Source organism: Brevundimonas sp. AVps5 (assembly GCF_058681515.1).
The window spans coordinates 16,977-39,246 of record NZ_CM178740.1 but is presented as its reverse complement, the minus strand read 5'-3'; the positions used below and the strand labels follow the sequence as shown (position 1 = coordinate 39,246).

At 66.7% G+C, this 22,270-nt stretch carries 22 protein-coding genes; 6 read left to right on the top strand and 16 right to left on the bottom strand.

Annotated elements, in window-relative coordinates; genetic code table 11:
- Positions 1 to 2: 2 nt before the first annotated feature.
- Positions 3 to 896, bottom strand: a complete 894-nt coding sequence (locus tag ACW18A_RS00185) for an alpha/beta fold hydrolase (RefSeq protein WP_492022812.1) — start codon at positions 894 to 896, stop codon at positions 3 to 5.
- 110 nt (positions 897 to 1,006) lie between these two features.
- Here ACW18A_RS00185 and ACW18A_RS00180 point away from each other — a divergent pair, with 110 nt between their 5' ends.
- Complete coding sequence (locus tag ACW18A_RS00180) at positions 1,007 to 1,510, top strand: hypothetical protein (protein ID WP_492022811.1); 504 nt, start codon at positions 1,007 to 1,009, stop codon at positions 1,508 to 1,510.
- 12 nt (positions 1,511 to 1,522) lie between these two features.
- On the opposite strand, the gene ACW18A_RS00175 is transcribed toward ACW18A_RS00180, so the two are convergent.
- The 3 genes from ACW18A_RS00175 to gyrB form a co-directional block, all read right to left on the bottom strand.
- Positions 1,523 to 2,332 carry a hypothetical protein gene (locus tag ACW18A_RS00175; RefSeq protein WP_492022810.1) on the bottom strand — a complete coding sequence of 270 codons (810 nt, stop codon included), beginning with the start codon at positions 2,330 to 2,332 and terminating at the stop codon, positions 1,523 to 1,525.
- On the bottom strand, positions 2,326 to 4,905 hold the full coding sequence (locus ACW18A_RS00170) for a TonB-dependent receptor (protein WP_492022809.1): 2,580 nt from the start codon (positions 4,903 to 4,905) through the stop codon (positions 2,326 to 2,328). The genes ACW18A_RS00175 and ACW18A_RS00170 overlap by 7 nt, the downstream gene beginning before the upstream one ends.
- A 185-nt stretch (positions 4,906 to 5,090) precedes the next feature.
- Positions 5,091 to 7,538, bottom strand: coding sequence for a DNA topoisomerase (ATP-hydrolyzing) subunit B (gene gyrB / locus ACW18A_RS00165; RefSeq protein ID WP_492022808.1), 2,448 nt, complete (start codon positions 7,536 to 7,538; stop codon positions 5,091 to 5,093).
- A 213-nt stretch (positions 7,539 to 7,751) separates the two neighbouring features.
- Here gyrB and ACW18A_RS00160 point away from each other — a divergent pair, with 213 nt between their 5' ends.
- Positions 7,752 to 8,102, top strand: coding sequence for a cation:proton antiporter domain-containing protein (locus ACW18A_RS00160; protein WP_492022807.1), 351 nt, complete (start codon positions 7,752 to 7,754; stop codon positions 8,100 to 8,102).
- A 7-nt stretch (positions 8,103 to 8,109) separates the two neighbouring features.
- Here the strand turns inward: ACW18A_RS00160 and recF are convergent, their stop codons facing one another.
- Positions 8,110 to 9,279, bottom strand: a complete 1,170-nt coding sequence (gene recF, locus ACW18A_RS00155) for a DNA replication/repair protein RecF (RefSeq protein WP_492022806.1) — start codon at positions 9,277 to 9,279, stop codon at positions 8,110 to 8,112.
- Between the two features lie 87 nt (positions 9,280 to 9,366).
- On the opposite strand from recF, the gene ACW18A_RS00150 reads away from it, so the two are divergent.
- Positions 9,367 to 10,407, top strand: coding sequence for a lysozyme inhibitor LprI family protein (locus ACW18A_RS00150; RefSeq protein WP_492022805.1), 1,041 nt, complete (start codon positions 9,367 to 9,369; stop codon positions 10,405 to 10,407).
- 4 nt (positions 10,408 to 10,411) lie between these two features.
- Here the strand turns inward: ACW18A_RS00150 and dnaN are convergent, their stop codons facing one another.
- The 8 genes from dnaN to ACW18A_RS00110 all read right to left on the bottom strand — a co-directional run bounded on the left by dnaN (position 10,412) and on the right by ACW18A_RS00110 (position 18,119).
- Complete coding sequence (gene dnaN / locus ACW18A_RS00145) at positions 10,412 to 11,530, bottom strand: DNA polymerase III subunit beta (RefSeq protein ID WP_492022804.1); 1,119 nt, start codon at positions 11,528 to 11,530, stop codon at positions 10,412 to 10,414.
- 135 nt (positions 11,531 to 11,665) lie between these two features.
- A complete protein-coding gene (locus tag ACW18A_RS00140; RefSeq protein WP_492022803.1) occupies positions 11,666 to 12,139 on the bottom strand; it encodes a hypothetical protein in 474 nt (157 codons plus the stop codon).
- 48 nt (positions 12,140 to 12,187) lie between these two features.
- Complete coding sequence (locus tag ACW18A_RS00135) at positions 12,188 to 12,898, bottom strand: hypothetical protein (protein WP_492022802.1); 711 nt, start codon at positions 12,896 to 12,898, stop codon at positions 12,188 to 12,190.
- 660 nt (positions 12,899 to 13,558) lie between these two features.
- Complete coding sequence (locus ACW18A_RS00130) at positions 13,559 to 14,080, bottom strand: Mov34/MPN/PAD-1 family protein (protein WP_492022801.1); 522 nt, start codon at positions 14,078 to 14,080, stop codon at positions 13,559 to 13,561.
- Positions 14,081 to 14,353: 273 nt separating this feature from the next.
- The gene (locus tag ACW18A_RS00125) at positions 14,354 to 15,151 is read right to left on the bottom strand and encodes an enoyl-ACP reductase FabI (protein WP_492024417.1); all 798 of its coding nucleotides are present in this window, start codon (positions 15,149 to 15,151) and stop codon (positions 14,354 to 14,356) included.
- Positions 15,152 to 15,405: 254 nt separating this feature from the next.
- Positions 15,406 to 16,635, bottom strand: a complete 1,230-nt coding sequence (fabB, locus tag ACW18A_RS00120) for a beta-ketoacyl-ACP synthase I (RefSeq protein ID WP_492022800.1) — start codon at positions 16,633 to 16,635, stop codon at positions 15,406 to 15,408.
- A 57-nt stretch (positions 16,636 to 16,692) separates the two neighbouring features.
- Positions 16,693 to 17,226 carry a 3-hydroxyacyl-[acyl-carrier-protein] dehydratase FabA gene (fabA, locus tag ACW18A_RS00115; RefSeq protein ID WP_492022799.1) on the bottom strand — a complete coding sequence of 178 codons (534 nt, stop codon included), beginning with the start codon at positions 17,224 to 17,226 and terminating at the stop codon, positions 16,693 to 16,695.
- Between the two features lie 323 nt (positions 17,227 to 17,549).
- Positions 17,550 to 18,119: an SH3 domain-containing protein gene (locus ACW18A_RS00110; protein WP_492022798.1), complete on the bottom strand. Its 570-nt coding sequence runs from the start codon at positions 18,117 to 18,119 to the stop codon at positions 17,550 to 17,552.
- 62 nt (positions 18,120 to 18,181) lie between these two features.
- Here ACW18A_RS00110 and ACW18A_RS00105 point away from each other — a divergent pair, with 62 nt between their 5' ends.
- Complete coding sequence (locus tag ACW18A_RS00105) at positions 18,182 to 19,168, top strand: 2-hydroxyacid dehydrogenase (RefSeq protein ID WP_492022797.1); 987 nt, start codon at positions 18,182 to 18,184, stop codon at positions 19,166 to 19,168.
- Between the two features lie 69 nt (positions 19,169 to 19,237).
- Here ACW18A_RS00105 and ACW18A_RS00100 read toward each other — a convergent pair whose 3' ends face one another.
- Positions 19,238 to 19,492 carry a GlsB/YeaQ/YmgE family stress response membrane protein gene (locus ACW18A_RS00100; RefSeq protein ID WP_492022796.1) on the bottom strand — a complete coding sequence of 85 codons (255 nt, stop codon included), beginning with the start codon at positions 19,490 to 19,492 and terminating at the stop codon, positions 19,238 to 19,240.
- Between the two features lie 195 nt (positions 19,493 to 19,687).
- Here ACW18A_RS00100 and ACW18A_RS00095 point away from each other — a divergent pair, with 195 nt between their 5' ends.
- The gene (locus tag ACW18A_RS00095) at positions 19,688 to 20,074 is read left to right on the top strand and encodes a helix-turn-helix domain-containing protein (RefSeq protein ID WP_492022795.1); all 387 of its coding nucleotides are present in this window, start codon (positions 19,688 to 19,690) and stop codon (positions 20,072 to 20,074) included.
- A gap of 118 nt (positions 20,075 to 20,192) precedes the next feature.
- Entirely contained in the window at positions 20,193 to 20,978 is a 786-nt protein-coding gene (hisN, locus tag ACW18A_RS00090) for a histidinol-phosphatase (protein ID WP_492022794.1), read from the top strand.
- A 4-nt stretch (positions 20,979 to 20,982) separates the two neighbouring features.
- Here the strand turns inward: hisN and ACW18A_RS00085 are convergent, their stop codons facing one another.
- Positions 20,983 to 21,597, bottom strand: coding sequence for an EipA family protein (locus ACW18A_RS00085; RefSeq protein ID WP_492022793.1), 615 nt, complete (start codon positions 21,595 to 21,597; stop codon positions 20,983 to 20,985).
- 139 nt (positions 21,598 to 21,736) lie between these two features.
- Positions 21,737 to 22,270 (bottom strand): TIGR00645 family protein, encoded by a 534-nt coding sequence (locus ACW18A_RS00080; RefSeq protein ID WP_492022792.1) that lies wholly within the window; start codon positions 22,268 to 22,270, stop codon positions 21,737 to 21,739.

The following is a 22,270-nucleotide window of genomic DNA, read 5'->3' as shown; positions in this document are numbered from 1 at the left end:
GCCTACCCCAGGAACCGCCCCACCGCCGCCAGGAACCGCGTCGGCTGGTCGATCATGACCATGTGCTCCGCCCCCTCGATCCGCTCGAAACGGGCGGGCCTCGGCAGGTTGCGGTAGCCGGCGGCGAACAGGGCGTCGAGGTGGGCGCGGGGGCTGCGGTCGTCGGCACTCCAGCCGTAGACCACGGTCACGGGCGCGGCGATGTCGGGCAGGCGGCTGCGCAGGTCCGTGGTCATGACCTCGTACAGCCCCTGTGCCAGCACGCCACGGTCGCCGCCCTGCCAGCCGAGGCTGCCGAACACGGTGTTCGCCGCCCCGCCCAGCTGCTGACCCAGCGCCGACCCTTGCGTCCGCAAGGCCTCATCGCCGAGGAACAGCAGGGCCTGATAGGCGATCCGGGCCAGGGGCTCGATGTCGCCGACCGTGGCCCCCGGACTGATCAGGGACGGGAAGAAGGGCGTGGCGTCGACCACCATGACCCGGCCGATCGGGGGTCCGCGCCGGTCTCGCCCGGCGTCCGCGGCGGCCCGGAGCGCCACCAGCCCGCCCATCGAATGGCCGATGATCGCCGGTCGCTCCAGCCCTCGTGAGGCGATATAGCGCCGCAACTCCGCCGCCACCGGCGCGACCAGGGTGCCGTCCGTATTGGCCCCGGCCGGCACGCTTCCGAAGCCGCGTACCGAAACCAGGTGCACCCGGTATTGATCATCCAGCCGATTCGCCGTCCGCGCCCAGACGTCGCTGGTCGAGGCGAGGCCGGGGATCAGGATCACGTCCGGCCCCTCACCCTGTGTCGTCACGACGATCCGTTCGGACCGGAAAGCCGCGCTCGACTGCGCCTGGGCGGCGGCCGGAAGCACGAGCAGGGCAAGGGTGACGATCAGGGCGCGCATCATGTCGGGACCCTGAATGACGAAGTGGGCAAAGGGTTGACCGGTCGACCCTTGATCTTCGCCTCGCAACGGCGCGAAATATGGCAGCGAAATGTCCGTCTGGGGAGGCGACTATGACTATCCGGAACTATGCTACCGCGACCGCCATGGTATTGTTGTGGGCCGCTGCGGCCCAGGCCCAGACCGCTCCGCCGCAGGAGGAGGTGCTGGGTGGCACCGCGGAGCCTGTCCAGGAAGCGACCGGACCCGAATGGTGGGCCTTCTCTCGCGCCGAGGCGAAACACTATCTGATCGACGTCAACAGCGTCGTCCGGGCCGGCGACGAGCTGACCGTCCTGGTCGCCCGCGTGCCCAAGGACACCCCCGCAGGCGACTATTCCCATACGGTCGACCAGTTCGGCATCCGCTGCAGCGGTCGTCAGTCGCATGTCGCCACGTCGAGCGACGCCTTCGCGGATGGCGTGCCCGAAGAGCCCTACGACACCGAGGAGCCGTGGGAATCGATCGCCCGCGACAGCTTCGATGACGCCATCCGGGAGATCAGCTGCGACAACATGCGCCCTGAGGGGCCCTCCTATGCGAGCGTGAAGGCCTATATCGACGCGGGCCGGCCGTAGGTTCCCTCGGCTCTAGGGCAGAGGCGGGATCGGGGGCACGCGGCTGGCCACCATGGCCCCGCCGGTCTCGTCGCGCTGGATCGACCAGATCAACCGGCTTTCGCGCGCGTCCCAGTCAATGGCCTGGCCGTCCGTCGGCATGGCCACGGTCGCGACATGGCGGAGTGTCGATCCGCCCTGCGGCAAGGCCATGACATAGACCTCGGGCCTGTCGTGGCCGCTGATATAGAGCCTGCCATCGGCGTTCCAGGCCGCGCCCGAGACGCTGTGGGGCGTGATCCGGTCAAGCACCGTCTGCGGGAACAGCCAGGCCTCCTTGCGCTGGAACTCGTCGTCCAGCCGCATCAGGACCGTCCAGCGATGATCCCGCCCGGGCGTTCCTCCCCGGCCGTCATAGTGGGCGAAGACCGCCCACCAGGACCCGTCGTGCCGGTCCAGCACGGTCAGCGAGCCGCCCATGTCCGGCCCCAGGGAGACAGTGCGCCGGTGGGTCAGGGTCGCGGCGTCGAACACCTCGACCGAGCTGGACATCGGCGTCGCGGGATAGTTGGAGGCGGCGCAGACGAGGTCGGTGTCCACCCGGGCGCAGCTGTTGATATGCGGGAAAAGCGCCGGTTCGCCCTGCCATACGGCAGTCCGTTCGCCCGTCGCCAGGGCGTAGCGGGCGATGGTGTTGTTGTCGACGGCATAGACGGAGGCCGCGTCGGCGGCGACGCCCTGATCCGCCTCGGGTGCGGCGATCCGACGGGTCTCGACCGCCGTCAGGGCCGGCGCGGGATCGGTGATCTGGAGCAGCAGGGCGAAACCGGCGGCAATCACCATTTGACCGTCACGCCCGCGTTGAAGACCCGGCCATAGCGCTCGTTCTGGGTGATCCAGTCCTCCCGCCCGCCCTGATACTGGCGGGTGGGTTCGTCGGTCAGATTCTGGGCCTCGAAAAAGACCGAGGCATTGTCGGTGAGGGCAAAGGTGGCCTTGGCGTCGAGGCGACGAAGGTCGTCATTGAACTGATCCGCCACCGTGTCCGCGCCGAGGGCCAACAGGGCCGAGCCGGTGCTGTGATAGGCAAGAGACGCCTCCACCGGTCCGTATTCGTAGAAGATCTGCACGCCATAGAGCGTCTCGGACTGTTCGGGGAAGGCGACCCCCGATCGGCCCGGCAGGTCCAGACTGCCATCGATCAGCGTCAGATTGGCGTCGATACCGAGACCCGACCACAGGCCCGGCAGGAAGTCGAACTGCTGGCGCCAGGCCAGTTCCAGGCCGTACAGGTCGGCCGCATCAGCATTCTCTTTCTGGCTGAAGGTCAGGGCGCGATAGTTGCGGCCGCCGAAGGCGAGGTTGGTCCGGGTCTCGCTGCGGGTATAGATCGGGTTGTCGATCAACTTGCTGAACACGCCAGCCGACATCAGGCCACCGGGTGCGAAATACCATTCGACCGACGCATCGAAGGCGTCGGCACGATAGGGCTCCAGCTGGGCGTTGCCCATCGACAGCGTGCCGTCAAAGGTGCCGTTGCCGTTGTCGACAAATGTGTTGGTGCCGCCGGGGCTGAGGTCCAGATAGTTGGGGCGACCCAGGCTGCGGTTGTAGGACAGGCGGACCACCAGATCCTCGCGGGGCTCCCAGCGGGCGATCACGCTGGGCAGGACGTCGGTGTAACTGCGCGATTCCGAGGCGGGCACCACACTGGTGCCGTTCACCAGCCGGAACCCGGTGATGTCCAGCTCGGTCTGTTCGACGCGGACGCCCGGGGTGAAGGTCCAGCGGCCAAGCGTCAGGTCGGCGGTCGCATAGGCGGCAGCAACGTCCTCACCCACATCGGTGTCGGCCAGTGTGGCATTGGCCAGGGTGCTGGCCGTATCCGGCACGAACAACGGTCCGCTCAGATTGGTGCGCGTATAGGCGATCAGGCCGGGGGCCGAGAGGGCCGGGCTGATCGTATAGGGACGACCGTCCCGTGGCTCGACCGTCACCGAAGGCCCGACCAGCGAAGAATCTACCGAAAGGACAAAGCGGGTCGCCGCCGTCGCGCCCCGGGTCCAGACATTGTTGTCGGCATCGAACGACTTGTCCGTCGACCGGTACTTCAGGCCGAAGGCGATCTCGGCCCCGTCGAACAGGTCCAGCGGGCGGCGGGCGTCGAAACGAACGGCGACGATGTCCTCGTCGCCATTCTCGTCCTGCTCGGCATACTGGCGGAAGCCGAGAGCCGCTGCGGTGATCGGAACGCGCGGCGCGGCCGTGAACAGTTCATCGGTGAAGTCGAAATCGACCGTGCCGGGCGAGGCGCGGAACTGCCACAGCTGGTTGGGTTCGATCACCTCATTGTGGGCCGCGGCGATGCCGTAATCCAGGGTCCAGTTCTGGAGTTCGGTGCGGCCGCCGGCCTGGACCGACAAGACCGACTTCTCCTTATACTCCAGCCGGAGGTCCTGGCGGATCTCGGTGGCGCCTGTCGTCGTGCCGGTCCGGCCGTCGGCGTTCAGCCGCAGGGCCCCCGAGGTCCGCAGGGCCTGGGTGGCGAAATCGAGGCGGTAGCGCTGGCGATACTCGTCTTCGGTGAAGCGGCTGTAGAGGGCGCGGAGGTGGACTGAGGTCGATCCGGCCGGACGCCAGTCCAGCGAGGCGATGGCCCCGAGACGCTCGCGCGTCAGGCGATAGTCGGTGTATTTGATGTTGATCGGCAAGGCCCCGCGCGCCGCACCTGCGAACGGAGACCAGTCGTCGGGAAAGAAGCCGGCACTGGCGAAATCGCGCTCCGAATAGCTGGCACCGACCAGCACGCCGAAATCGCCGAAACGGCCCCCCAGGCTGATGTCGCCCCGGATCGGCGATTCCTCGTTCAGCGTCTGATAGCCGGCCTGGGCCGAGGCCTGGAAGAACCGGTCGCCGCGGAAATCAAAGGCGGTCTGGGTCACCAGATTGATGTTGCCGCCGATGCCCTGGCCGTCCTGACCGGAGGTCTTGACCTTGGCCACCTCCACACGATTCAAAAGTTGGCCCGAGACGATGTCCAGCGGCAGGCGGCGGGTGTTGCCGTCCGGATTGCCGATCTCGAACCCGTTGATCGTATAGTTGTTCAGATCAGACGGCACGCCACGCACGGAGACGTAGCGACCCTCGCCCTGGTCATACTGGACCCCGACACCGGGAAGGCGCTCAATCACCTCAGCAACGTTGCGGTCGGGAAGATTGCCGATCTCGTCGGCGGCGGCGACGCTGGTCAAGCCGGTGGCGGCGCGCTGCAGATCGATGGCGCGCTGCTGCGTCGCCCTCTGGCCGGTGACCACCACTTCCTCGACCGTCGTGGCCTCGGATTGCTGCTGCGCCAGGACCGGCGTGGAAACGAACAGGGCCAGAACGGACACGCCGGCCGACAGAACAGTGCGCATGAAGGCATCCCCCGATGATGAGGGGCTGCTAGGCCAATGCCGCGTCGGCCTCGCGACGAAACCGTGAATGGGCGATCAGCGTTCAGTGACCGAAGAACGACCGGTGCTCAGGACCCGGACGATGCGGCCGCCGTGACTGGTCCCGATCAAGCGGTCGATCCCGGGGCGTCCCCGAGACGCCGCTGTCAGACGTCCACCGCCGCGTCCAGGGCGTTTTCCTGGATGAACTCGCGGCGCGGCTCGACCACGTCGCCCATCAGCTTGGCGAAGAGGTCGTCGGCGTCGTCGGCATGGTCGACCTGCACGCGCAGCAGGGTACGGGCGTTGACGTCCAGCGTCGTCTCCCACAGCTGTTCCGGGTTCATCTCGCCCAGACCCTTGTAGCGCTGGATCGACAGGCCCTTCTTGCCGGCGTCGAGCACGGCGTTCAGCAGGTCCAGAGGGCCCCGGATCGCCGTCGCCTTGTCCTTGCGCCGGTAGGTCGCCGGGGCGGTGAACAGGCCCTCGAACGCGACCGCCCGTTCGGCCAGACGACGCGCGTCCAGCGAGCGGATCAGCGCTTCCTCGAGCACGACGGTCTCCTGCACCGCGCGGCGCGATCGGGTAAAGACCACCGCGCCCTGCTCTCCGGGCTCGCCCGTCCACGCTCCGTCGCCTTCTTCGGCATAGAGGTTCAGGCGCGCGGCCGCAGCGGCGGACACTGCGCCCATGTCGGCGTCATCGGCGAACAGACCGGCCAGGGCCGCCTGCTCGATGGCGAAGGCCGGAGCGCGCTGGCTCAGTCGATCGACGCTGGCGCTATAGGCCTTGGCGTCACGCACCAGCGACTGCAGGTCGAGACCCATCCGGCGTTCGCCGTTCGACAGATCCAGCTCGGCCTCCGACGACCCCTCCTCGATCAGGTAGGAGTCCATCTCGGACTGGTCCTTCAGGTACCGGCTCTGCTTGCCCTTGGCGACTTTGTAGAGCGGCGGCTGGGCGATGTAGACGTGGCCGCGTGTGATCAGCTCCGGCATCTGACGATAGAAGAAGGTCAGCAGCAGGGTCCGGATGTGCGCCCCGTCGACGTCGGCGTCGGCCATCAGGATGATCTTGTGATAGCGGAGCTTGTCGGCGTTGAAGTCGTCGCGTCCGATCCCGGTGCCCAGGGCCAGGATCAGGGTCCCGATCAGCTCGGACGACAGCATCCGGTCGAACCGGGCCCGCTCGACGTTCAGGATCTTGCCCCGCAGCGGCAGGACGGCCTGGTTCTCGCGGTTGCGCGCCTGTTTGGCCGAGCCGCCGGCGGAATCGCCCTCGACGATGAACAGTTCGGACTTGGCGGGATCGCGCTCCTGACAATCGGCCAGCTTGCCGGGCAGGCTGGAGATGTCGAGCGCCGACTTGCGCCGGGTCAGGTCGCGCGCCTTGCGGGCCGCTTCACGCGCGGAAGCCGCTTCGATGATCTTCGCGACCACCATCTTGGCCTCGACCGGATGCTCTTCGAACCATTGCGACAGACCTTCGGAGCACAGGCCCTCGACCGCCGGACGCACTTCGGACGAGACCAGTTTGTCCTTGGTCTGGGACGAGAATTTCGGGTCCGGCACCTTGACCGACAGCACGCAGGTGAGGCCCTCGCGAGCGTCCTCGCCGGTCGGCGCGACCTTCTCCTTTTTCAGGGCACCCGACGATTCCATATAGGCCCCCATCACCTTGGTCAGGCTGGTTCGGAAGGCCGACAGGTGGGTGCCCCCATCCCGCTGGGGGATGTTGTTGGTGAAGCACAGCATGGTCTCGTGATAGGAGTCGTTCCACCACAGGGCCAGATCGATCTCGATATTGTCCTTCTTGCCGCGAATGACGATGACGTCCTTCAGGATCGGCGTCTTGGACTTGTCGAGGTGGCGCACGAAGGCCTCAACACCGCCTTCGTAGTGCAGCATGATCTCGACCGGCTGGGCATGGCGATTGTCGGCCAGCTTGATGACCACGCCCGAGTTCAGGAAGGCCAGCTCACGCAGCCGGTGCTCCAGCGTCTTCAGGTCGAAGTCGATGTGGGCGAAGGTCGTAATCGACGGATAGAAGGTGACCTGGGTGCCGCTCAGAACCTTGCCGTTATCGCGCATCGGGGCTTCGCCCGTGACCCGCAGACTCTCGACCGTGTCGCCACGCTCGAACTTCATCTCGTGGCGCTGGCCGTTCCTGAAGATGACCAGCTTCAGCCAGTCCGACAGGGCGTTCACCACCGACACGCCCACGCCGTGCAGACCGCCGGAGACCTTGTAGGAATTCTGGTCGAATTTCCCGCCGGCATGCAGCTGGGTCATGATGACCTCGGCCGCCGAGACGCCTTCCTCGGCGTGGATATCGACCGGGATGCCGCGACCGTTGTCCGTGACCGTGACCGAGCCGTCGGCGTTCAGAATCACCTCGACCAGATCGGCGTGACCGGCCAGGGCCTCGTCGATGGCGTTGTCGACGACCTCGTACACCATGTGGTGCAGGCCGGAGCCGTCGTCCGTATCGCCAATATACATGCCGGGGCGTTTGCGCACCGCATCCAGCCCCTTGAGAACCTTGATGGATTCCGCGCCGTAAGCAGCCTCTTCGGCTGTGTCTTCGGTGCGGGCGCTCAGGGGTATGTCGGTCATTCATTCGTCCGGGGACGCGGGCGTCACGGACCGCGCCAAGCGCCGTCCAGCCCGCAGAGAAAAGTCATTCGCCGGGCGACCGATTCAGGCCGTCCGGATGCGGCGTTTATATAGGAATTCGCGGGCGAAAAGCGAGCAATCAGGACGTTTTGCGGCTGCCCCCTCTCGACGCTTGAGACCCGATATCCGGCGTTCACCCTGGTCGCGCACTTCGTGCCGGCTTTCGTCTTCGGCATGATCGCCGATCGGCTGAAGCTGTCGCCCCTCGTCGGCTATCCGGGGGCGTGCATCGCGGTCGGTCCGCACACCGCCGGGTTCGTCGCCGACTCCAACCTCGCGACCCGGTTGGCGGAAATCGGCGTCATCCTCTCGATCTTCGGCGTCGGCCTGCATTTCTCGCCCGCCGACCTGATGAAGGTGCGCAAGGTCGCCATTCCCGGCGCCCTGCTGTCGATCTCGCCCAACCCCTTCGTCTTCGTCTTCATGGACCGGCCCGGCCGCAAGCCCCCCCAACCCGCGTGTCGAGGGCGAGGTCTGTCCGGCGACGGCTTGGCCTCCCTTTGACTGCAATCTAGCCGGCGGTCAGCGCCCCGTCCTCGACCCGGACAAAGGTCGCCCGTCCGACCAGAGGCTCGAACAGCGCCGCCTCCGTCCCGGTCATAAAGGCCTGCAGACCCAGGGCCGTGATCTCGTCGAACAGGGCCGCGCGTCGTCCCGCGTCCAGATGCGCCGGTGCCTCGTCCAGCAAGAGGATCGGCGCGGCCTCGCCTCCCGACAACCGCCCGACCTGGGCCAGGATCAGGTTCAGAACGAGGGCCTTCTGCTCGCCCGACGACCCCTCCGCCGCCGGCCGGTTCTTCTCGCGATGCAGGGCGGTCAGATCGGCCCGGTGCGGCCCGAACAGCGATCGCCCCGCCGCCCCGTCCCGGCTCCTCGCCCGGGCCATCCCCTCGCGAATCGCGCCCGCCAGCGTCTCCTCGTCGGCCCCGGCGTCGGCCAGCCGTTCGGTCTCCCCGACCAGGGCCAGATCCGCCTGCGGAAAGGGCCGCTCGGACCGCGCATCGATCGCCGCCTGCAGCACGGTCAAAGCCCCCGCCCGCGCCGAGGCGGCCCGTGCTCCTGTCTCGCCCAGCCGGACTTCCAGCGCGTCGAGCCACAGGGGATCGGCTTCCCGTCCCTCGGCCCCGTCGATCAGCAGCCGCAACCGCTCCCGCAGCGCCTTCTCGTATCCCGCGACAGCCGCCGCATGGCCGGGGTCAGCGGCGAACACCAGCCGATCGAAGAATTTCAGCCGCTCCGCCCGGGCGTCCGAGAACAGCCGGTCCTGGTCCGGCGTCGCCCAGACGGGCCGCAGATAGTCGAGCAGCCGCCCCGGCTGGGCCGTCTCGCCGTCGATCCGGACCATCCGCCGCCCGGCCCCCGCGACCTGAACCCCGGTCCCGAGCCGGACCTCGTCGCCGTCGGCGCCGTCCAGCGTCAGGGACACGGCCCAGGCCCGCCCGCCGGCTTCGCCCGGCTCGCGGCGTCCCATCTCCTGCGCGGTCGCCCCGCGCAGGCCCTTGCCGGGCGTGAACAGGCTCAGCGCTTCCAGGAGGTTGGTCTTCCCTGCCCCGTTCGGCCCATGCAGCACCACCGCCCCCGCGCCGACGGGCAGGGCTGCGGTGGCGTAGGACCGGAAGTCGGTAAGGGTCAACGAGCGGATCAAGCCGCCGACATAGCAGGCGCCCCGCCCCGCTCGCATCAGATTCCGTATGGCTACGCTGGACAGTTGCCGGAATACGGTCACATTTGACCGACCGTGGGGGCGGTCCCCGTCGGGGCGCGAGGCATGAACAAGCTTCTGATCATCGGAGCGGCGATGGTCGCCATGGCCGGCGTCGGCGTCGTCATGGCCCGTGAGGCCGCGAATGCCGCACGCCCGCCCCAAGGCCTCGATGCCTGTATGAGCGACCGCGCCCGCACCGGCCTGCGCGACGCCCTCCTGACGCGCATCGCCGCACGGGGCGGAGAGATCGACGCCGGCTATGCCCTGTCGCTGGACACGCCCCGGCTGGAATCGATCGACTACACGGCCGAACGCACCGTCTGCGGCGGCGTCGTCCGCCTGTCGGTGCCCGAGCATCGCCGCGCTGCCCTCGATGGCGTCTCCGAGCTTTCCGACCCCGTCCGCTACATGATCGAACCGTCACGCAGCGGCTCCGGCATGGTCGTCGCCCTCGTCGGCGGCGGCGACACCATCGCCGGCTGGTTAGGCGGCCCGCCGCCTCCGCCTGCCCCGCCGGTCCTGCTCCAGGCGGGCTATGGGCCCGCCGAACCCGTGGTCGAGCCGAAGCCGGAATCGCAGCCCGCCGTCGTCCGCACTCCGGCTCCCGCTCCAGCCGCAACGACCCGGCCGGTCGCACCCCGACAGGTCGCCACCCAGCGTCCGCCGGCACCGCAGACGGCCCCAGGGACCCAGCCGGTTCGGGTCGTTTCGAGTTCGTCGCCGACCACCGCTCCGCTCCGGACGACGTCCATGGCCACAGCCAGCCTCAACAGTCGCCCCGCTTCGGCGAACCCGGTCCCGGCGCCGGAAGCGCGCAGCCCGACGGCATCCATCGGGGCGGTCCGCGCCACGGCCCGTCCGAGCTTCGACTGCCGTCAGGCGAGGAACAGCGCCGAGCGTTCGATCTGCAGCGACCAGACCCTGGCCGATCTCGATGTCCAGATGGCCCGTCGCTACGCCCGGATGCAGAACAGTATCGACGGGCGCCGGGCCGAGATCCTGCGCGACGAGCAACGCGCCTGGCTGCGCCGCCGCAACGCCTGCGCCACCAGCGCCTGTATCAGAGCCCTGTACGAAACCCGCGCGGCCACGATGGGCCGCTGAGGTCTCAGACCCGTAGCGGCATCAGCACGTACTGGACGCCCGGATCGCCCGGATCGAGCACCAGCGTGGGCGAGGCCGGGTCGGCGAACATGAAGGTCGCGTTCTCGCCGGTGATCTGGCCCGCGACATCCAGCAGGTAGCGGGCGTTGAAGCCGATCTCGAAGGGGGCTTCGGAATAGCCGATCTCGACCTCCTCAACGCCCTGGCCGGCTTCCATGTTGCGGACGGTCAGGGTCACGCGGTCGAGTTCGAAGGCCAGTTTCACCGAGCGGCTCTTCTCGGCGGAGATGGTGGCGACGCGGTCGACGGCCGAGGCGAAAACGGCGTTGTCGATATCGGCCTGTTTGTCGTTCCCCTTGGGGATGACCCGCATATAGTCGGGGAAGGCGCCGTCGATGACCTTGGAGGTCAGGGAGGCCTGGCCGAACTCGAAGCGGATCTTCTGGGGCGAGACCTGGATCTCGACCGGGCCGGAGCCGTCATCGAGCAGGCGGCGCACCTGGTCGATGGTCTTGCGGGGCACGATGACGCCCGGACCGCCCGCCGCGCCCTCCGGCGCCGGTGTCTCGGCGAGGGCCAGACGGTGGCCGTCGGTCGCCACGGCGCGCAACAGCGGGATGCCGCCCTCCGCCACCGTGTGCAGATAGAGGCCGTTCAGATAGTAGCGCGTCTCCTCGGTCGAGACGGCGAAGCGGGTCTTGTCGATCAGACGCGCCAGATCTTCCTTCATCAGGGTGAAGCGCGTGCCCGAGGTGTCCGTCGACATGACCGGGAAGTCGCCGGCCGGCAGGACCGGCAGGTTGAATTTCGACCGGCCCGCCTGGACCGTCAGGCGCGGATCGTCGCCGTTGTAGATCAGGGCGACCTCGGCCCCGTCCGGGAGCTTGCGGACGATCTCGTACAGGGTGTGGGCGGGCGCGGTGATCTGACCCTCGACCTGGACGGTCGCATCGGCCTCGTCGACCATCTCCATGTCGAGGTCGGTGGCGGCGAAGCTCAGCTTGTCCCGGCCGGCCGACAGCAGGACGTTGGACAGGATCGGAATGGTGTTCCGGCGCTCGACCACACTCTGAACGTGGCCGAGGGCCTTCAGGAGCGCGGAACGTTCGATGGTCAGTTGCATGTCGTCTCGGGGCCCTGGGCGGGTTCGGAATCAGCCGTCGCCGAAACCGTGGCCCTCGACTCTAAAGGATTGGCGGCCGGGAGCAACGGGGGCGTGTCGTCCCTCGCGCTGCCACACCCCTCCACGGCCTGACGCTCATTCAGGCGGAAGCGGCCCCCAGCAGCCGATCAGGGCAGCGACGGTTTGGTGAATCCACGTTTGGTACGCGGTTCCGCCAGTCAACTGCACTCGCGCGACCGAGCCGTCATCGGTTGTGGTCTGAAACGACAGAGTGGCGTCGAGGCCGTCCAGAATCAACATGCCGAAGGGCCAGTTGCCCCCGCGGGCGACCGCCAGCGCGGGAGATTCCACCCGTATGGGCGAAAGCTCTTCAAACGTCCCTACTGCATCGTTCAGCGCCGGACAGTCCACAGACCTCAAGGTCTGGACGCCGCCGTCCCATGTCCGCACCGCGGTCCAGACCTCGCCGCCCTGAGGTTCGGCGGAAATCACGATGCTATGCGACCGGGTGTGGCGGTTGTCGCCGGTGACCGTAATGGTCATCACATCGAGCGACTTCGCTTGGGGGGCGAGAGCGAGAGCAAATGTGAGCACAGTAGAAATCAACATCTATTTTCTCCCAAAGAGACCAGGTCTCTGATATCCAGCATCCAGCTTTCAAACAGGGCACGCTTGCTGATCAGCGTTTGGATTGACCTCAGGACCGATACCGGCATTGATGTTCGTTGGACCATAAACGTTTATCTTGTTGTACGGATTAGCACCTTCGGTTTGGGCAATGATATAGAGCCGGGGCTCCCACCCATTGTTGGCGGCATAAGTACTCATGATATCCTGCAAGATCGCGAGCCCCCTCGCATCTCCGCCGTATGCGCCTTGTGTAGAGGAAGGTTCATGAAAGCCGGGGGCGTGGTTGTGAACGACGCCGACAATTTGGGACATGTCGCTCAGCAAGTAAGGGTCCAGCACACTGCGCGGCGTCTCACCTGGCTGAAAGATATCACCTTCGATCGGTTCACTGGCGATTATTGAACCGTCGGGCTGACGGAGCAACCAACAGGCCCGCTCACGATAGGTCAATCCGTTCTCGCCGGCGGCGAGCGCGGCGGACTCCATCTTCTTCCTTGCAGAAGCAGCTGCTGCATCGCGGTCCCATTCGCGTCGCGTCGCCGGCTGGCTGCACGGATCAAAGCCGGTCGAGGGTGGATTGGGATCCTCTGGCGAGATCTCGATCTGCTGATCACCGGGATTTTCGCCCTGACCACCGCCTCCGCTACCGCCACCCGACGGGAAGGAGCCGTTGGGTTGACGTCGTTGTCCGGTCACGGTGATGTCGCCGGGGTTGGTGGCAGGTCCTGTATCGGTCATGTGCATCTCCCTCCGGGACGCGAACGCTACACGCGAAGAGAGAAGCGTCAAATCACCTTGGGTTGCTCACCCCTCCTCGTCCCCGGCCAACCCCATCATGTGGAAGACGGCATCGACACCGATGATCTCACCAATCGGCAAACTCACTCGTTATCCGGAGGACCGCAGGCCTTGATAACCTGCACCAGATCACTCATCCAGAAAGCATAAGGACCCCCACCTCCGCGAAGCTCAGTGTCCAAAAAGGACCAATCTGGTGCATAGGCCTGCGTTCGGATGGTCCAGATCTCACCGTGAGGGCGATAGGGCGGAAAAGGATTGTCAGCGGCAGCCCCCGGCTGAATCAAACCTGGTCCTGGCCTCAAGGGCGGCAGTGCCGAAAAGACATCGAGCGCTGTCCGAAAGCCCGCGCAGTCCGTATCACTTGTCCGCCAAGTTTGTCCCTGGAAGGTAAGGATCGCTGTTGCGTGATGGAACCTGCCGGCTTCGGTCACCAGTTCGATCCGATGTCCCATCGAGCCGTCGGCAACGAGACTTAGGGATGAAGACTGCCCAACTGAAGCCTCCGTTGTGGCTTGGAAAGCAGGTTCGCCTTGGTGGGAACAGCCAGACACTAGAAAGACGAGTCCCACACCAGCGGCGCGTCGGACAGAAGCACGGTTAAGGACAGGGCGCTGCATCGGGGTTTACCTCCGGGCCGTTTTGGGTCGGACGTGGGGGATTTGTGCTTCCTGCCGCGCGAGGGCCATCCTGATAAACCCGAATCGTCGGCGGGCCACCATTCTGGTCGACGACCACGATATACATGTAGAACGTCGCATCGGTGCGCCCCCCTCTCCGGGCGGTATCATTGTTGAGCATGAACCCGTCCCAATCCTCCCGACTGGGCAAGGGATTGCCGTTGGGATGACTGTGAACATCACCGACATAGTTTCCGGAATTCACCCCGACAGGATTGATTACGAGCGTGGAGACCCAGTTCGGATCGGTTCGATCTCTGAGATTGCCAGGCGTCACGGGACCCACGCTGACCGATAGACCCGATGAAATCAGGAAAGCGCCGAACTCCCGATTGAGCAGATTGGGCACGCCGTTCGGGGCATCAGAGAAGCCGATCTCGGCTGCTTTCGCCAGGAAGTTGGCGACGGCCCCTGCTCCTGCCGCATCGGCATTCCACGGCAACGCCGTCGCCGGCTGGCTGCACGGATCAAAGCCGGTCGAGGGCGGATTGGGATCCTCGGGCGAGATCTCGATCTACTGATCACCGGGATTTTCGCCCTGACCACCGCCTCCGCTACCGCCACCCGACGGGAAGGAGCCGTTGGGTTGACGTCGTTGTCCGGTCACGGTGATGTCGCCGGGGTTGGTGGCGGGTCCTGTATCGGTCACGCGCATCTCCATCTCTGACGCGAACGTTACGCGCGAAGGGAGAGGCGTCAAATCACTCTGGGTTGCTCACCCCTCCTCGTCCCCGGCCAGACCCATCATGTGGAAGCCGGCGTCGACGTGGATGACTTCGCCCGTGGTCGAGAAGCCGAGGTCCGAGCACAGCCACAGGGCGGCGCCGGCGACGCCCTCCATCGAGGTGTCCTCCTTCATGGCCGACAGGGCACGCCCTTGCGCGATCATGCCCCGGCCGCCGGAGATCCCGGCCAGGGACAGCGTGCGCATGGCGCCGGCCGAGATGGCGTTGACGCGGATGCCGCGCGGACCCAGGTCGCGGGCGATGTAGCGGGTCGCCGCCTCCAGCGCCGCCTTGGCCACGCCCATGGTGTTGTAGTTGGGGATGGCCCGTTCCGAGCCGAGGTAGGTCATGGTGATCATCGACCCGCCGTTCGGCATGATCTTCGACGCCCGCCGCGCCACGTCGACGAAGCTGAAGCAGGAGATGTTCATGGCCAGCAGGAAGCTGTCGCGGCTGGTGTTGTCGATGAACGAGCCCTTGAGCTCGTCCTTGTTGGCGAAGGCGACGGAGTGGACGACGAAATCGATGGTACCGAACTCGGCTTCCAGCTGTTCGAAGGCGGCGTCCATCGAGGCGTCGTCGGTGACGTCGGCCTGGATCAGCAGTCTGGCGCCGACACTCTCGGCCAGCGGCCGCACGCGGCGCTCCAGCCCCTCGCCCATATAGGTAAAGGCCAGCTCGGCGCCCTGGGCCGCCAGCTGGGAGGCGATGCCCCAGGCGATGGAGTTGGCGTTCGCGACCCCCATGACCAGGCCCTTCTTGCCCTTCATGAGTTCGCCCGCGGGCATGTTCCAGCTGGATTCGGTGGCCATGGGTGGGTTCCTTCTTAACGAGCAGAGTTAGCAGGGGCGACGCGGACGGTGAACCCTCTCCCGGCGGGAGAGGGCTTGAGCGCCTGAGCGCCGCAGGCGATCGGTCTTGCGCGAAAGGGTGAGGGGTTATGCCCTCGCCGGTTCACACCGAACCCCTCACCCTTTCGGCTGAAGGCGCTTCGCTACGCTCTGCGAGCCTCAAGCCCTCTCCCTCCGGGAGAGGGAAGAAATTAGATCTTGCTGAAGATCACGGTCCCGTTGGTGCCGCCGAAGCCGAAGCTGTTGGACATGACGGTCTCCATCTCGACGTCCTTGCGGGCGCGGAGGATCGGCATGCCTTCGAACTGCGGGTCCAGATTTTCGATGTGGGCGCTTTCGGCCGCGAAGCCGTTCTGGAGCATCAGCAGGGAATAGATCGCCTCCTGGGCCCCGGCGGCGCCGAGCGAATGGCCCGTCAGCGACTTGGTCGAGGAGATCAGCGGCATGTCGGCACCGAAGACGGCCCGGATCGCTTCCATCTCCTTGGAGTCGCCGACCGGCGTCGAGGTGCCGTGCGGGTTGAGGTAGTCGATCTTGCGGTTGCCGGCCTCGGCCAGGGCGATCTTCATACAGCGCTGGGCACCCTCGCCCGAAGGGGCCACCATGTCATAGCCGTCACCGTTGGCGCCGTAGCCCACGACTTCGCCGTAGATCTTCGCGCCGCGCGCCACGGCCCGCTCGTATTCCTCCAGCACCACGATGCCGGCGCCGCCGGCGATGACGAAGCCGTCGCGGGCGGCGTCATAGGCGCGCGACGCCACCGAGGGGGTGTCGTTGAAGTTCGAGGACATGGCGCCCATCGCGTCGAACATGTTCGACATGGACCAGTCGACGTCCTCGCAGCCGCCGGCGAAGACCACGTCCTGCTTGCCCCACTGGATCTGTTCAGCGGCGGCACCGATGCAGTGGACGCTGGTCGCGCAGGCCGAGGAGATTGAATAGTTGATGCCGCGCATCTCGAACCAGGTCGACAGGACCGCCGAGGGGCCGGACGCCATGGCCTTGGGCACGGCGAACGGGCCGATGCGCTTGGGCGCGCCCTTTTCGATCGTGGTCTGGGCCGCCTGCAGGATGACCTGGGTCGAGGGACCGCCCTCCCCCACGATCAGGCCGATGCGGTCGTCCTTGATCTCTTCGGCGGTCAGGCCCGAATCCTTCAGCGCCTCCTCGAAGGCGATATGCCCCCAGGCGGTGCCGTTGGCCAGGAACCGCGCCGCGCGCCGGTCGACCAGGGGGGCCCAGTCCTCGGCGGTCACACCCAGGGACGGCGGGGCCCAGACCTGCGAGCGGAAGCCGTATTTGATGTGATCGGGGGCGGAGACCACGCCCGACTTCGCACTGCGCAGGGAGGCCGTGACCTCCTCCTGGCCTGTGCCGATGGAGGAGACGATGCCCAGACCCGTGACGACGACACGCCGCATAGGAGTTTCCTTCTCTTGTCAGTCTTGCCCGCGTTGACCGCGGTTATTGTGTGGTGGTCAGGCGCCGGTGGCGGGTTCGCCCGCCTGGAACAGGCCGACGCGCATGTCCGTGGCCGTATAGATAGGCACGCCGTCGGCTTCCATAACCCCATCGGCGATTCCCATGACCAGACGGCGGTTGATGACCCGCTTCAGGGTGATCTTGTAGGTGACCTTCTTCACGTCCGGCTGGACCTGGCCCGTGAACTTGACCTCGCCGACGCCGAGCGCCCGGCCGCGACCGGGGCCGCCGATCCAGCCGAGGTAGAAGCCGACCAGCTGCCACATGGCGTCCAGCCCCAGGCAGCCGGGCATGACCGGATCGCCGATGAAATGGCACTGGAAGAACCAGAGCGAGGGGTCGATATCCAGCTCGGCCTCGACATAGCCCTTGCCGTGCTCACCGCCGTCGCCGTTGATCTCGGTGATCCGGTCGAACATCAGCATCGGCGGGGCAGGCAGCTGGGCGTTGCCCGGCCCGAACAACTCGCCCCGGCCCGAGGCCAGCAGGGCGGCGTGGTCGAACGACGACGGATATTTCGAGGTGGTCAAGGCGGGTGCGACTCCGTGGTGTTGCGCCGGGGTTACACGAGGGGAGCGGGCGGCTCAACCGGGGAGGCGGCCAAGCCTGGCTGTGGCGAAGCGGCCCCGGAGCGAGGGACTCCGAATTCAGAGTCTACATAGTCCACAGAGTCCACGTCGAAGGCGAGGGGCCGGGCGACGATGTCAAAGACCGGAGACAGTGTCGCACGGTTTCGGACGGGGCCTGACATAAAGCCATGTTTTCGGGGCGCGCTTTGAATTTGAGAGCGAATTCGGGCGATGTGTTGATGGGTATGGCCTTGGAAACCCTCTCCCGTCGGGAGAGGGAGGGGTCAGCGCGCCTCGCCGGCCTGACGTGAGGCGTCGCACAGGGGACGGTCGCCGGCGCCGAAGATGGAGTCTTCCGCCACCCAGCCCTTCAGTTTGCGGGCGCGGACCTCGCACCAGCCGTCCTTGCAGTCGTCCAGGGCGATCACGGAGCGGGGCGAGAAACGCGCCTTCACGGCCGCGTCTTCGGAATGGCCGGTGCGAATCGAGACCTCCTCGACCGAGGCGTTGAAGGCGCCGCGACGGGCCGAAACCACGCTGCGATGGACCCAGGCGACCGAACCTTCGGGGTCGCAGATCTTTCGCCATTCGCGCGTTTCGGCGATCACCTGAACCGGCAGGCCGGCGGCGCGGTATTCCCACAGGATGCGATAATCGAGGCCCGGGCCGGTGCGGGCGCGCACTTCGGAGGACTTCAGCGTCAGCCAGCGCGGCACCTCCAGCCCCGTCGGGGTGGGACGGCCATCAGGCATGGTGGCGCCGGCCCCGACGACGACCGCCAGGCCAAGCGCGGCCACCACGCCGCCGATGCGGCACGAGAGGCTTTGGAAGCGGCTGCGAGACTTGCTAGACACCGGCTTACGACCCGTCCACGCGGGCCCGCCCATGCGCCGCCCACGAATAATCCAAGGTCCCCATGTCCCACCCCCGGCTTAAGGTCGTCTTAACCAGAAGATTGCCTGACGCGGTCGAGACGCGCATGCGCGAGCTGTTCGACGCCGAGCTGAACCTGAAGGACGTCCCGATGGACCGGGCGGCGCTGGAGGCGGCCGTCCAGCGGGCCGACATCCTGGTCCCCACCATCACCGACGAGATCGACGCCGGCCTGATCGCCGGGGCCGGGGATCAGTTGAAGATGATCGCCAATTTCGGCGCCGGTGTGGACCACATCGACATCGATGCGGCCGTCGCGCGCCAGATCATCGTCACCAACACGCCCGGCGTCCTGACGGAGGACACCGCCGACCTGGCCATGAGCCTGATCCTGGCCGTCAGTCGCCGCATCGTGGAGGGGGCCCAGGTCGTGGCCGCCGGCAAGTTCGAGGGCTGGACCCCGACCTGGATGTGCGGCCGCAAACTGTGGGGCAAGCGGCTGGGCATCGTCGGCATGGGCCGGATCGGCCAGGCCCTGGCGCGCCGGGCGAAGGCCTTCGGCATGCAGGTCCACTATCATAACCGGAAGGCCGTCAGCCCACGCATCGAGGAGGAGCTGGGCGCGACCTACTGGGATGACCTGGACCAGATGCTGGCGCGGATGGACGTGATCTCGCTGAACTGTCCGGCGACGAAGGAGACCCATCACCTGTTGTCGGCTCAGCGACTGGGCCTGCTGCAGCCGCATGCGATCCTGATCAACACCGCGCGGGGAGAGCTGATCGACGAGGCGGCCCTGTCCGGGGCGGTGGCCCGGCGTGCGCTCTCGGGCGTGGGACTGGACGTCTACGAGAACGAGCCGGCGATCCATCCCGGTCTGATCGGCCTGCCCAATGTCGTGCTGTTGCCCCATCTGGGATCGGCGACGCTGGAGGCGCGTCAGGACATGGGCGACCGCGTGATCCTGAACATGATGACCTTCCAGAACGGGCACCGTCCCCCCGATCGTGTCATTCCCGCGATGCTTTAGCTGTCGAAGCCATGAAGAAAAAGGGGCGGCCCGACGGGCCGCCCCTTCCTTTTGTCCGGGAGAGACGGATCAGGCGCGTCGCTTGACCAGACCCAGCAGGAACAGCAGCAGGACGGCGCCGCCGAACGCGACCAGCAGGGTCACGAGATTGAAGCCGCCGACCGCCAGGCCGAGCAGATTGCTGGCGATGAAGCCGCCGAGCAGGGCGCCGATGACGCCGACGATCAGGTTGGTCACGAGGCCGTGGTTACGACCCATGACTTTTTCAGCCAGCCAGCCGGCGGCGATGCCGATGACGATCCAGCCGATGATTCCGAGACCCATGGTTCCATTCCTTCCAAAGCTGAGGTGGCCTGAATAATGCGCGTCTGCGGCAGAGGTTGCCTGTCGATGACTCAAGAGTTCCACGACCCGCGTTCGCCATCGCTCGCCCGTCACGAGAAGACGGCATGGTCGTTGCGGCAGTTCAGGCGAGCCGTGCCGCTTTGGCACAGCCCGCTAGACCAAGGGGACTGGGCAATGGCCACCGATATCGACCTTCACCTGGGGCGCCGCCTGCGCCGTCGTCGTCGCCTGCTGGGGCTGACGCAACAACAGCTGGCCGTCCAGGTCGGCATCCGCTTCCAGCAGATCCAGAAATACGAGTGCGGTGCGAACCGCATCTCGGCGGCGCGCCTGTGGCAGCTGTCCGAAGCGCTGGAAACGCCGATCAGCTATTTCTACGACGGCCTGGCCGAAGCCATGGAACGCAAGGAACAGGTCGGGGCCAACGGCGGCGAGATGTTCTCGCGCAAGGAGACCCTCGACCTGATCCAGGCCTACTACCAGCTGGGCGAGCGTCCGCGCCGCCGTCTGCTGGACCTGGCCAAGTCGCTGCACACCGAAGGGGAAGCGGTCGCTTCCTGATTTCAAGGGCGCTACCGCTCGGCTCGCGGAGCCTCGCTGCTTGAGCGCGGACTCGCGACCTGGATCGGAGAGTGTCTGGTGATGACGCGGGAGGGCGGCGTCTGTATGCCCTCCGGTCATGACCGATTTTGAATCCTTCGCCGTCGAACTGGCCGCTGAGGCCGCCAGGGTGACGCTGCCCTTCTTTCGCGGCGACTACGCCGAGGAGAACAAGGCCGGGCCGGGCGCCTTCGACCCGGTCACCGAGGCGGACAAGGGCGCGGAAGCCGCGATCCGCACGCTGATCGCGGCCCGATACCCCGACCACGGGGTTATCGGAGAGGAGTATGGAGAAGACCGGCCGGACGCAGAACACGTCTGGATCCTGGACCCCATCGACGGGACGCGCGCCTTTATCGCCGGCCTGCCGTTGTGGACGACCCTGATTGCACTCTCGGTCGGTGGACGATCCACCGTCGGCGCCATCTCCCAGCCGTACATCGGTGAACTGTTCCTCGGCGGGCCTTCGGGTGCCGTCCTGATGAGCCGGGGCGAGACCCGACCGATCAGGATCCGGCCGTGCGAAAAACTGACCGACGCGGTCATCGCCACGACCGCGCCGGAGATCTTCACGGGGCCCGAACTGGGCGCCTGGACCCAGGTCATGGCGGCGGCGCGCCTGGCCCGCTACGGCTGTGACGCCTATGCCTACGCCATGCTGGCCATGGGCCGGATCGACATGGTCGCCGAAACCGGCCTGAAACTGTGGGACTGGTCGGCCCTGATCCCGGTCGTCGAGGCGGCCGGCGGCGAGGTCACGAACTGGCGCGGCGAGGCGGTGTCGGGCGACGGCCGGATCATCGCGGTCGGCGACCCCCGGGTGCGCGAGCAGGCCCTGGTCGCCTTCCGGCGGGGAACCCACTGAGCCGCTAGAAGGGCAGCAGATTGCGCTGGCGGCTGTAGGCCATGGTGCCGACGTTGGCGCCGAGACGCAGGCCGACGCCGGTGCGGACCGGGGCCAGGACGATGCCGTCGGCGCGCTGGTAGTTCACGCCGAGGCCGCCGATCAGATAGGCCGTGCCCTCGATCCCCGGATAGCGGCGATAGATCGCGTCGGGTGAATACAGGCCATAGACCAGGGTAAAGACCCGACTGGCGTTTCCGCCGATGTCCCAGCCGATCGAGGTGCCCTGCCAGAACACATCCTGGGAGGCGGAGTGGTCCTTCATGTGCAGGGCGCCCCGGCCGTAGCGCAGACCGATGACGGCGGCACCGGCAGCCTCCTCGCCCGCGATATAGGCGGTAGGCGCGTCGCCCTGGTCGCGGAAGATGCGTTCGATCGCGCCGCCCATGGCCTCGGCCGCGATGCCCAGTTCGCGCGAGCCGGCGGCGACCAGTTCCTCGGCCGTATAGGCCTGGGCGTTGGCGTCCGTGGCGAGCGGGTAGTTCGGTTCCGTCGGCTGGCGGGGCGTGGAGGCGCAGGCGCCGAGCGCGGTGGTGGCGGCGGCGGCGAAACCGGTCTGGATCAGGTGGCGGCGGTGCATGGCGGGTCGTCCTGAACTCTGGCTCGCCGGTGACGCGGGCGATGACACAGGGTCACCGGGCTTTGCGGCAGCCTTGGGGCTATAGCGTTAACGGGACCTTACGGCTTCCTCGTCACGGCCTGTCTCGCGGATTTCGGCGTCAATGCTTGACCGATCGGGCCGACAGCCAGTCCATGAGCGCCAGAAGGACACCGGAGATCACAAAGGTCAGGTGGATGATCACCAGCCAGTACAGGTGGCTTTCGTTCAACGGTGCCTGGGCACCGGGCGCGCCGATCTCCATGAACTGTTTGAGCAGATGGATGCCCGAGATCGCCACGATCGAGGCGATCAGTTTCATCTTCAGGCCGGAGAAATCGACCGTACCCATCCATGACGGGCGGTCCACACTGTCCCCGATGTCCAGCTTGGAGACGAAATTCTCATAGCCCGAGAACACGACGATCAGCAGCAGATTGCCGGCCAGAGACAGGTCGATCAGGGTCAGGACGACCAGAATCGCCTCCTCGGCACTCATGACGAAGACCTTGGGCAGATAGGAGATCAGCTCGCGTGCGAACACGATCGTCAGCATGGCCAGCGAGACCACCAGCCCGAGATACATGGGGGCCATCAGCCAGCGCGAGGCGAAGAGTCCGCGCTCGAACCGGGTCTCGATGTTGGGCTTGGGCAT

Excerpts from the sequence above, each read along its gene's own strand:
- ACW18A_RS00080 (WP_492022792.1), bottom strand. The coding sequence starts at position 22,270 with ATGCCCAAGCCCAACATCGAGACCCGGTTCGAGCGCGGACTCTTCGCC.
- recF (WP_492022806.1), bottom strand. The coding sequence starts at position 9,279 with ATGCGAGCGGGGCGGGGCGCCTGCTATGTCGGCGGCTTGATCCGCTCG.
- gyrB (WP_492022808.1), bottom strand. The coding sequence starts at position 7,538 with ATGACCGACATACCCCTGAGCGCCCGCACCGAAGACACAGCCGAAGAG.
- ACW18A_RS00100 (WP_492022796.1), bottom strand. The coding sequence starts at position 19,492 with ATGGGTCTCGGAATCATCGGCTGGATCGTCATCGGCATCGCCGCCGGC.
- ACW18A_RS00095 (WP_492022795.1), top strand. The coding sequence starts at position 19,688 with ATGGCCACCGATATCGACCTTCACCTGGGGCGCCGCCTGCGCCGTCGT.
- ACW18A_RS00175 (WP_492022810.1), bottom strand. The coding sequence starts at position 2,332 with ATGGTGATTGCCGCCGGTTTCGCCCTGCTGCTCCAGATCACCGATCCC.
- ACW18A_RS00185 (WP_492022812.1), bottom strand. The coding sequence starts at position 896 with ATGATGCGCGCCCTGATCGTCACCCTTGCCCTGCTCGTGCTTCCGGCC.
- dnaN (WP_492022804.1), bottom strand. The coding sequence starts at position 11,530 with ATGCAACTGACCATCGAACGTTCCGCGCTCCTGAAGGCCCTCGGCCAC.
- ACW18A_RS00180 (WP_492022811.1), top strand. The coding sequence starts at position 1,007 with ATGACTATCCGGAACTATGCTACCGCGACCGCCATGGTATTGTTGTGG.
- ACW18A_RS00105 (WP_492022797.1), top strand. The coding sequence starts at position 18,182 with ATGTCCCACCCCCGGCTTAAGGTCGTCTTAACCAGAAGATTGCCTGAC.
- ACW18A_RS00140 (WP_492022803.1), bottom strand. The coding sequence starts at position 12,139 with ATGTTGATTTCTACTGTGCTCACATTTGCTCTCGCTCTCGCCCCCCAA.
- ACW18A_RS00170 (WP_492022809.1), bottom strand. The coding sequence starts at position 4,905 with ATGCGCACTGTTCTGTCGGCCGGCGTGTCCGTTCTGGCCCTGTTCGTT.
- ACW18A_RS00125 (WP_492024417.1), bottom strand. The coding sequence starts at position 15,151 with ATGCCCGCGGGCGAACTCATGAAGGGCAAGAAGGGCCTGGTCATGGGG.
- ACW18A_RS00150 (WP_492022805.1), top strand. The coding sequence starts at position 9,367 with ATGAACAAGCTTCTGATCATCGGAGCGGCGATGGTCGCCATGGCCGGC.
- hisN (WP_492022794.1), top strand. The coding sequence starts at position 20,193 with ATGACCGATTTTGAATCCTTCGCCGTCGAACTGGCCGCTGAGGCCGCC.
- ACW18A_RS00135 (WP_492022802.1), bottom strand. The coding sequence starts at position 12,898 with ATGACCGATACAGGACCTGCCACCAACCCCGGCGACATCACCGTGACC.
- ACW18A_RS00085 (WP_492022793.1), bottom strand. The coding sequence starts at position 21,597 with ATGCACCGCCGCCACCTGATCCAGACCGGTTTCGCCGCCGCCGCCACC.
- fabB (WP_492022800.1), bottom strand. The coding sequence starts at position 16,635 with ATGCGGCGTGTCGTCGTCACGGGTCTGGGCATCGTCTCCTCCATCGGC.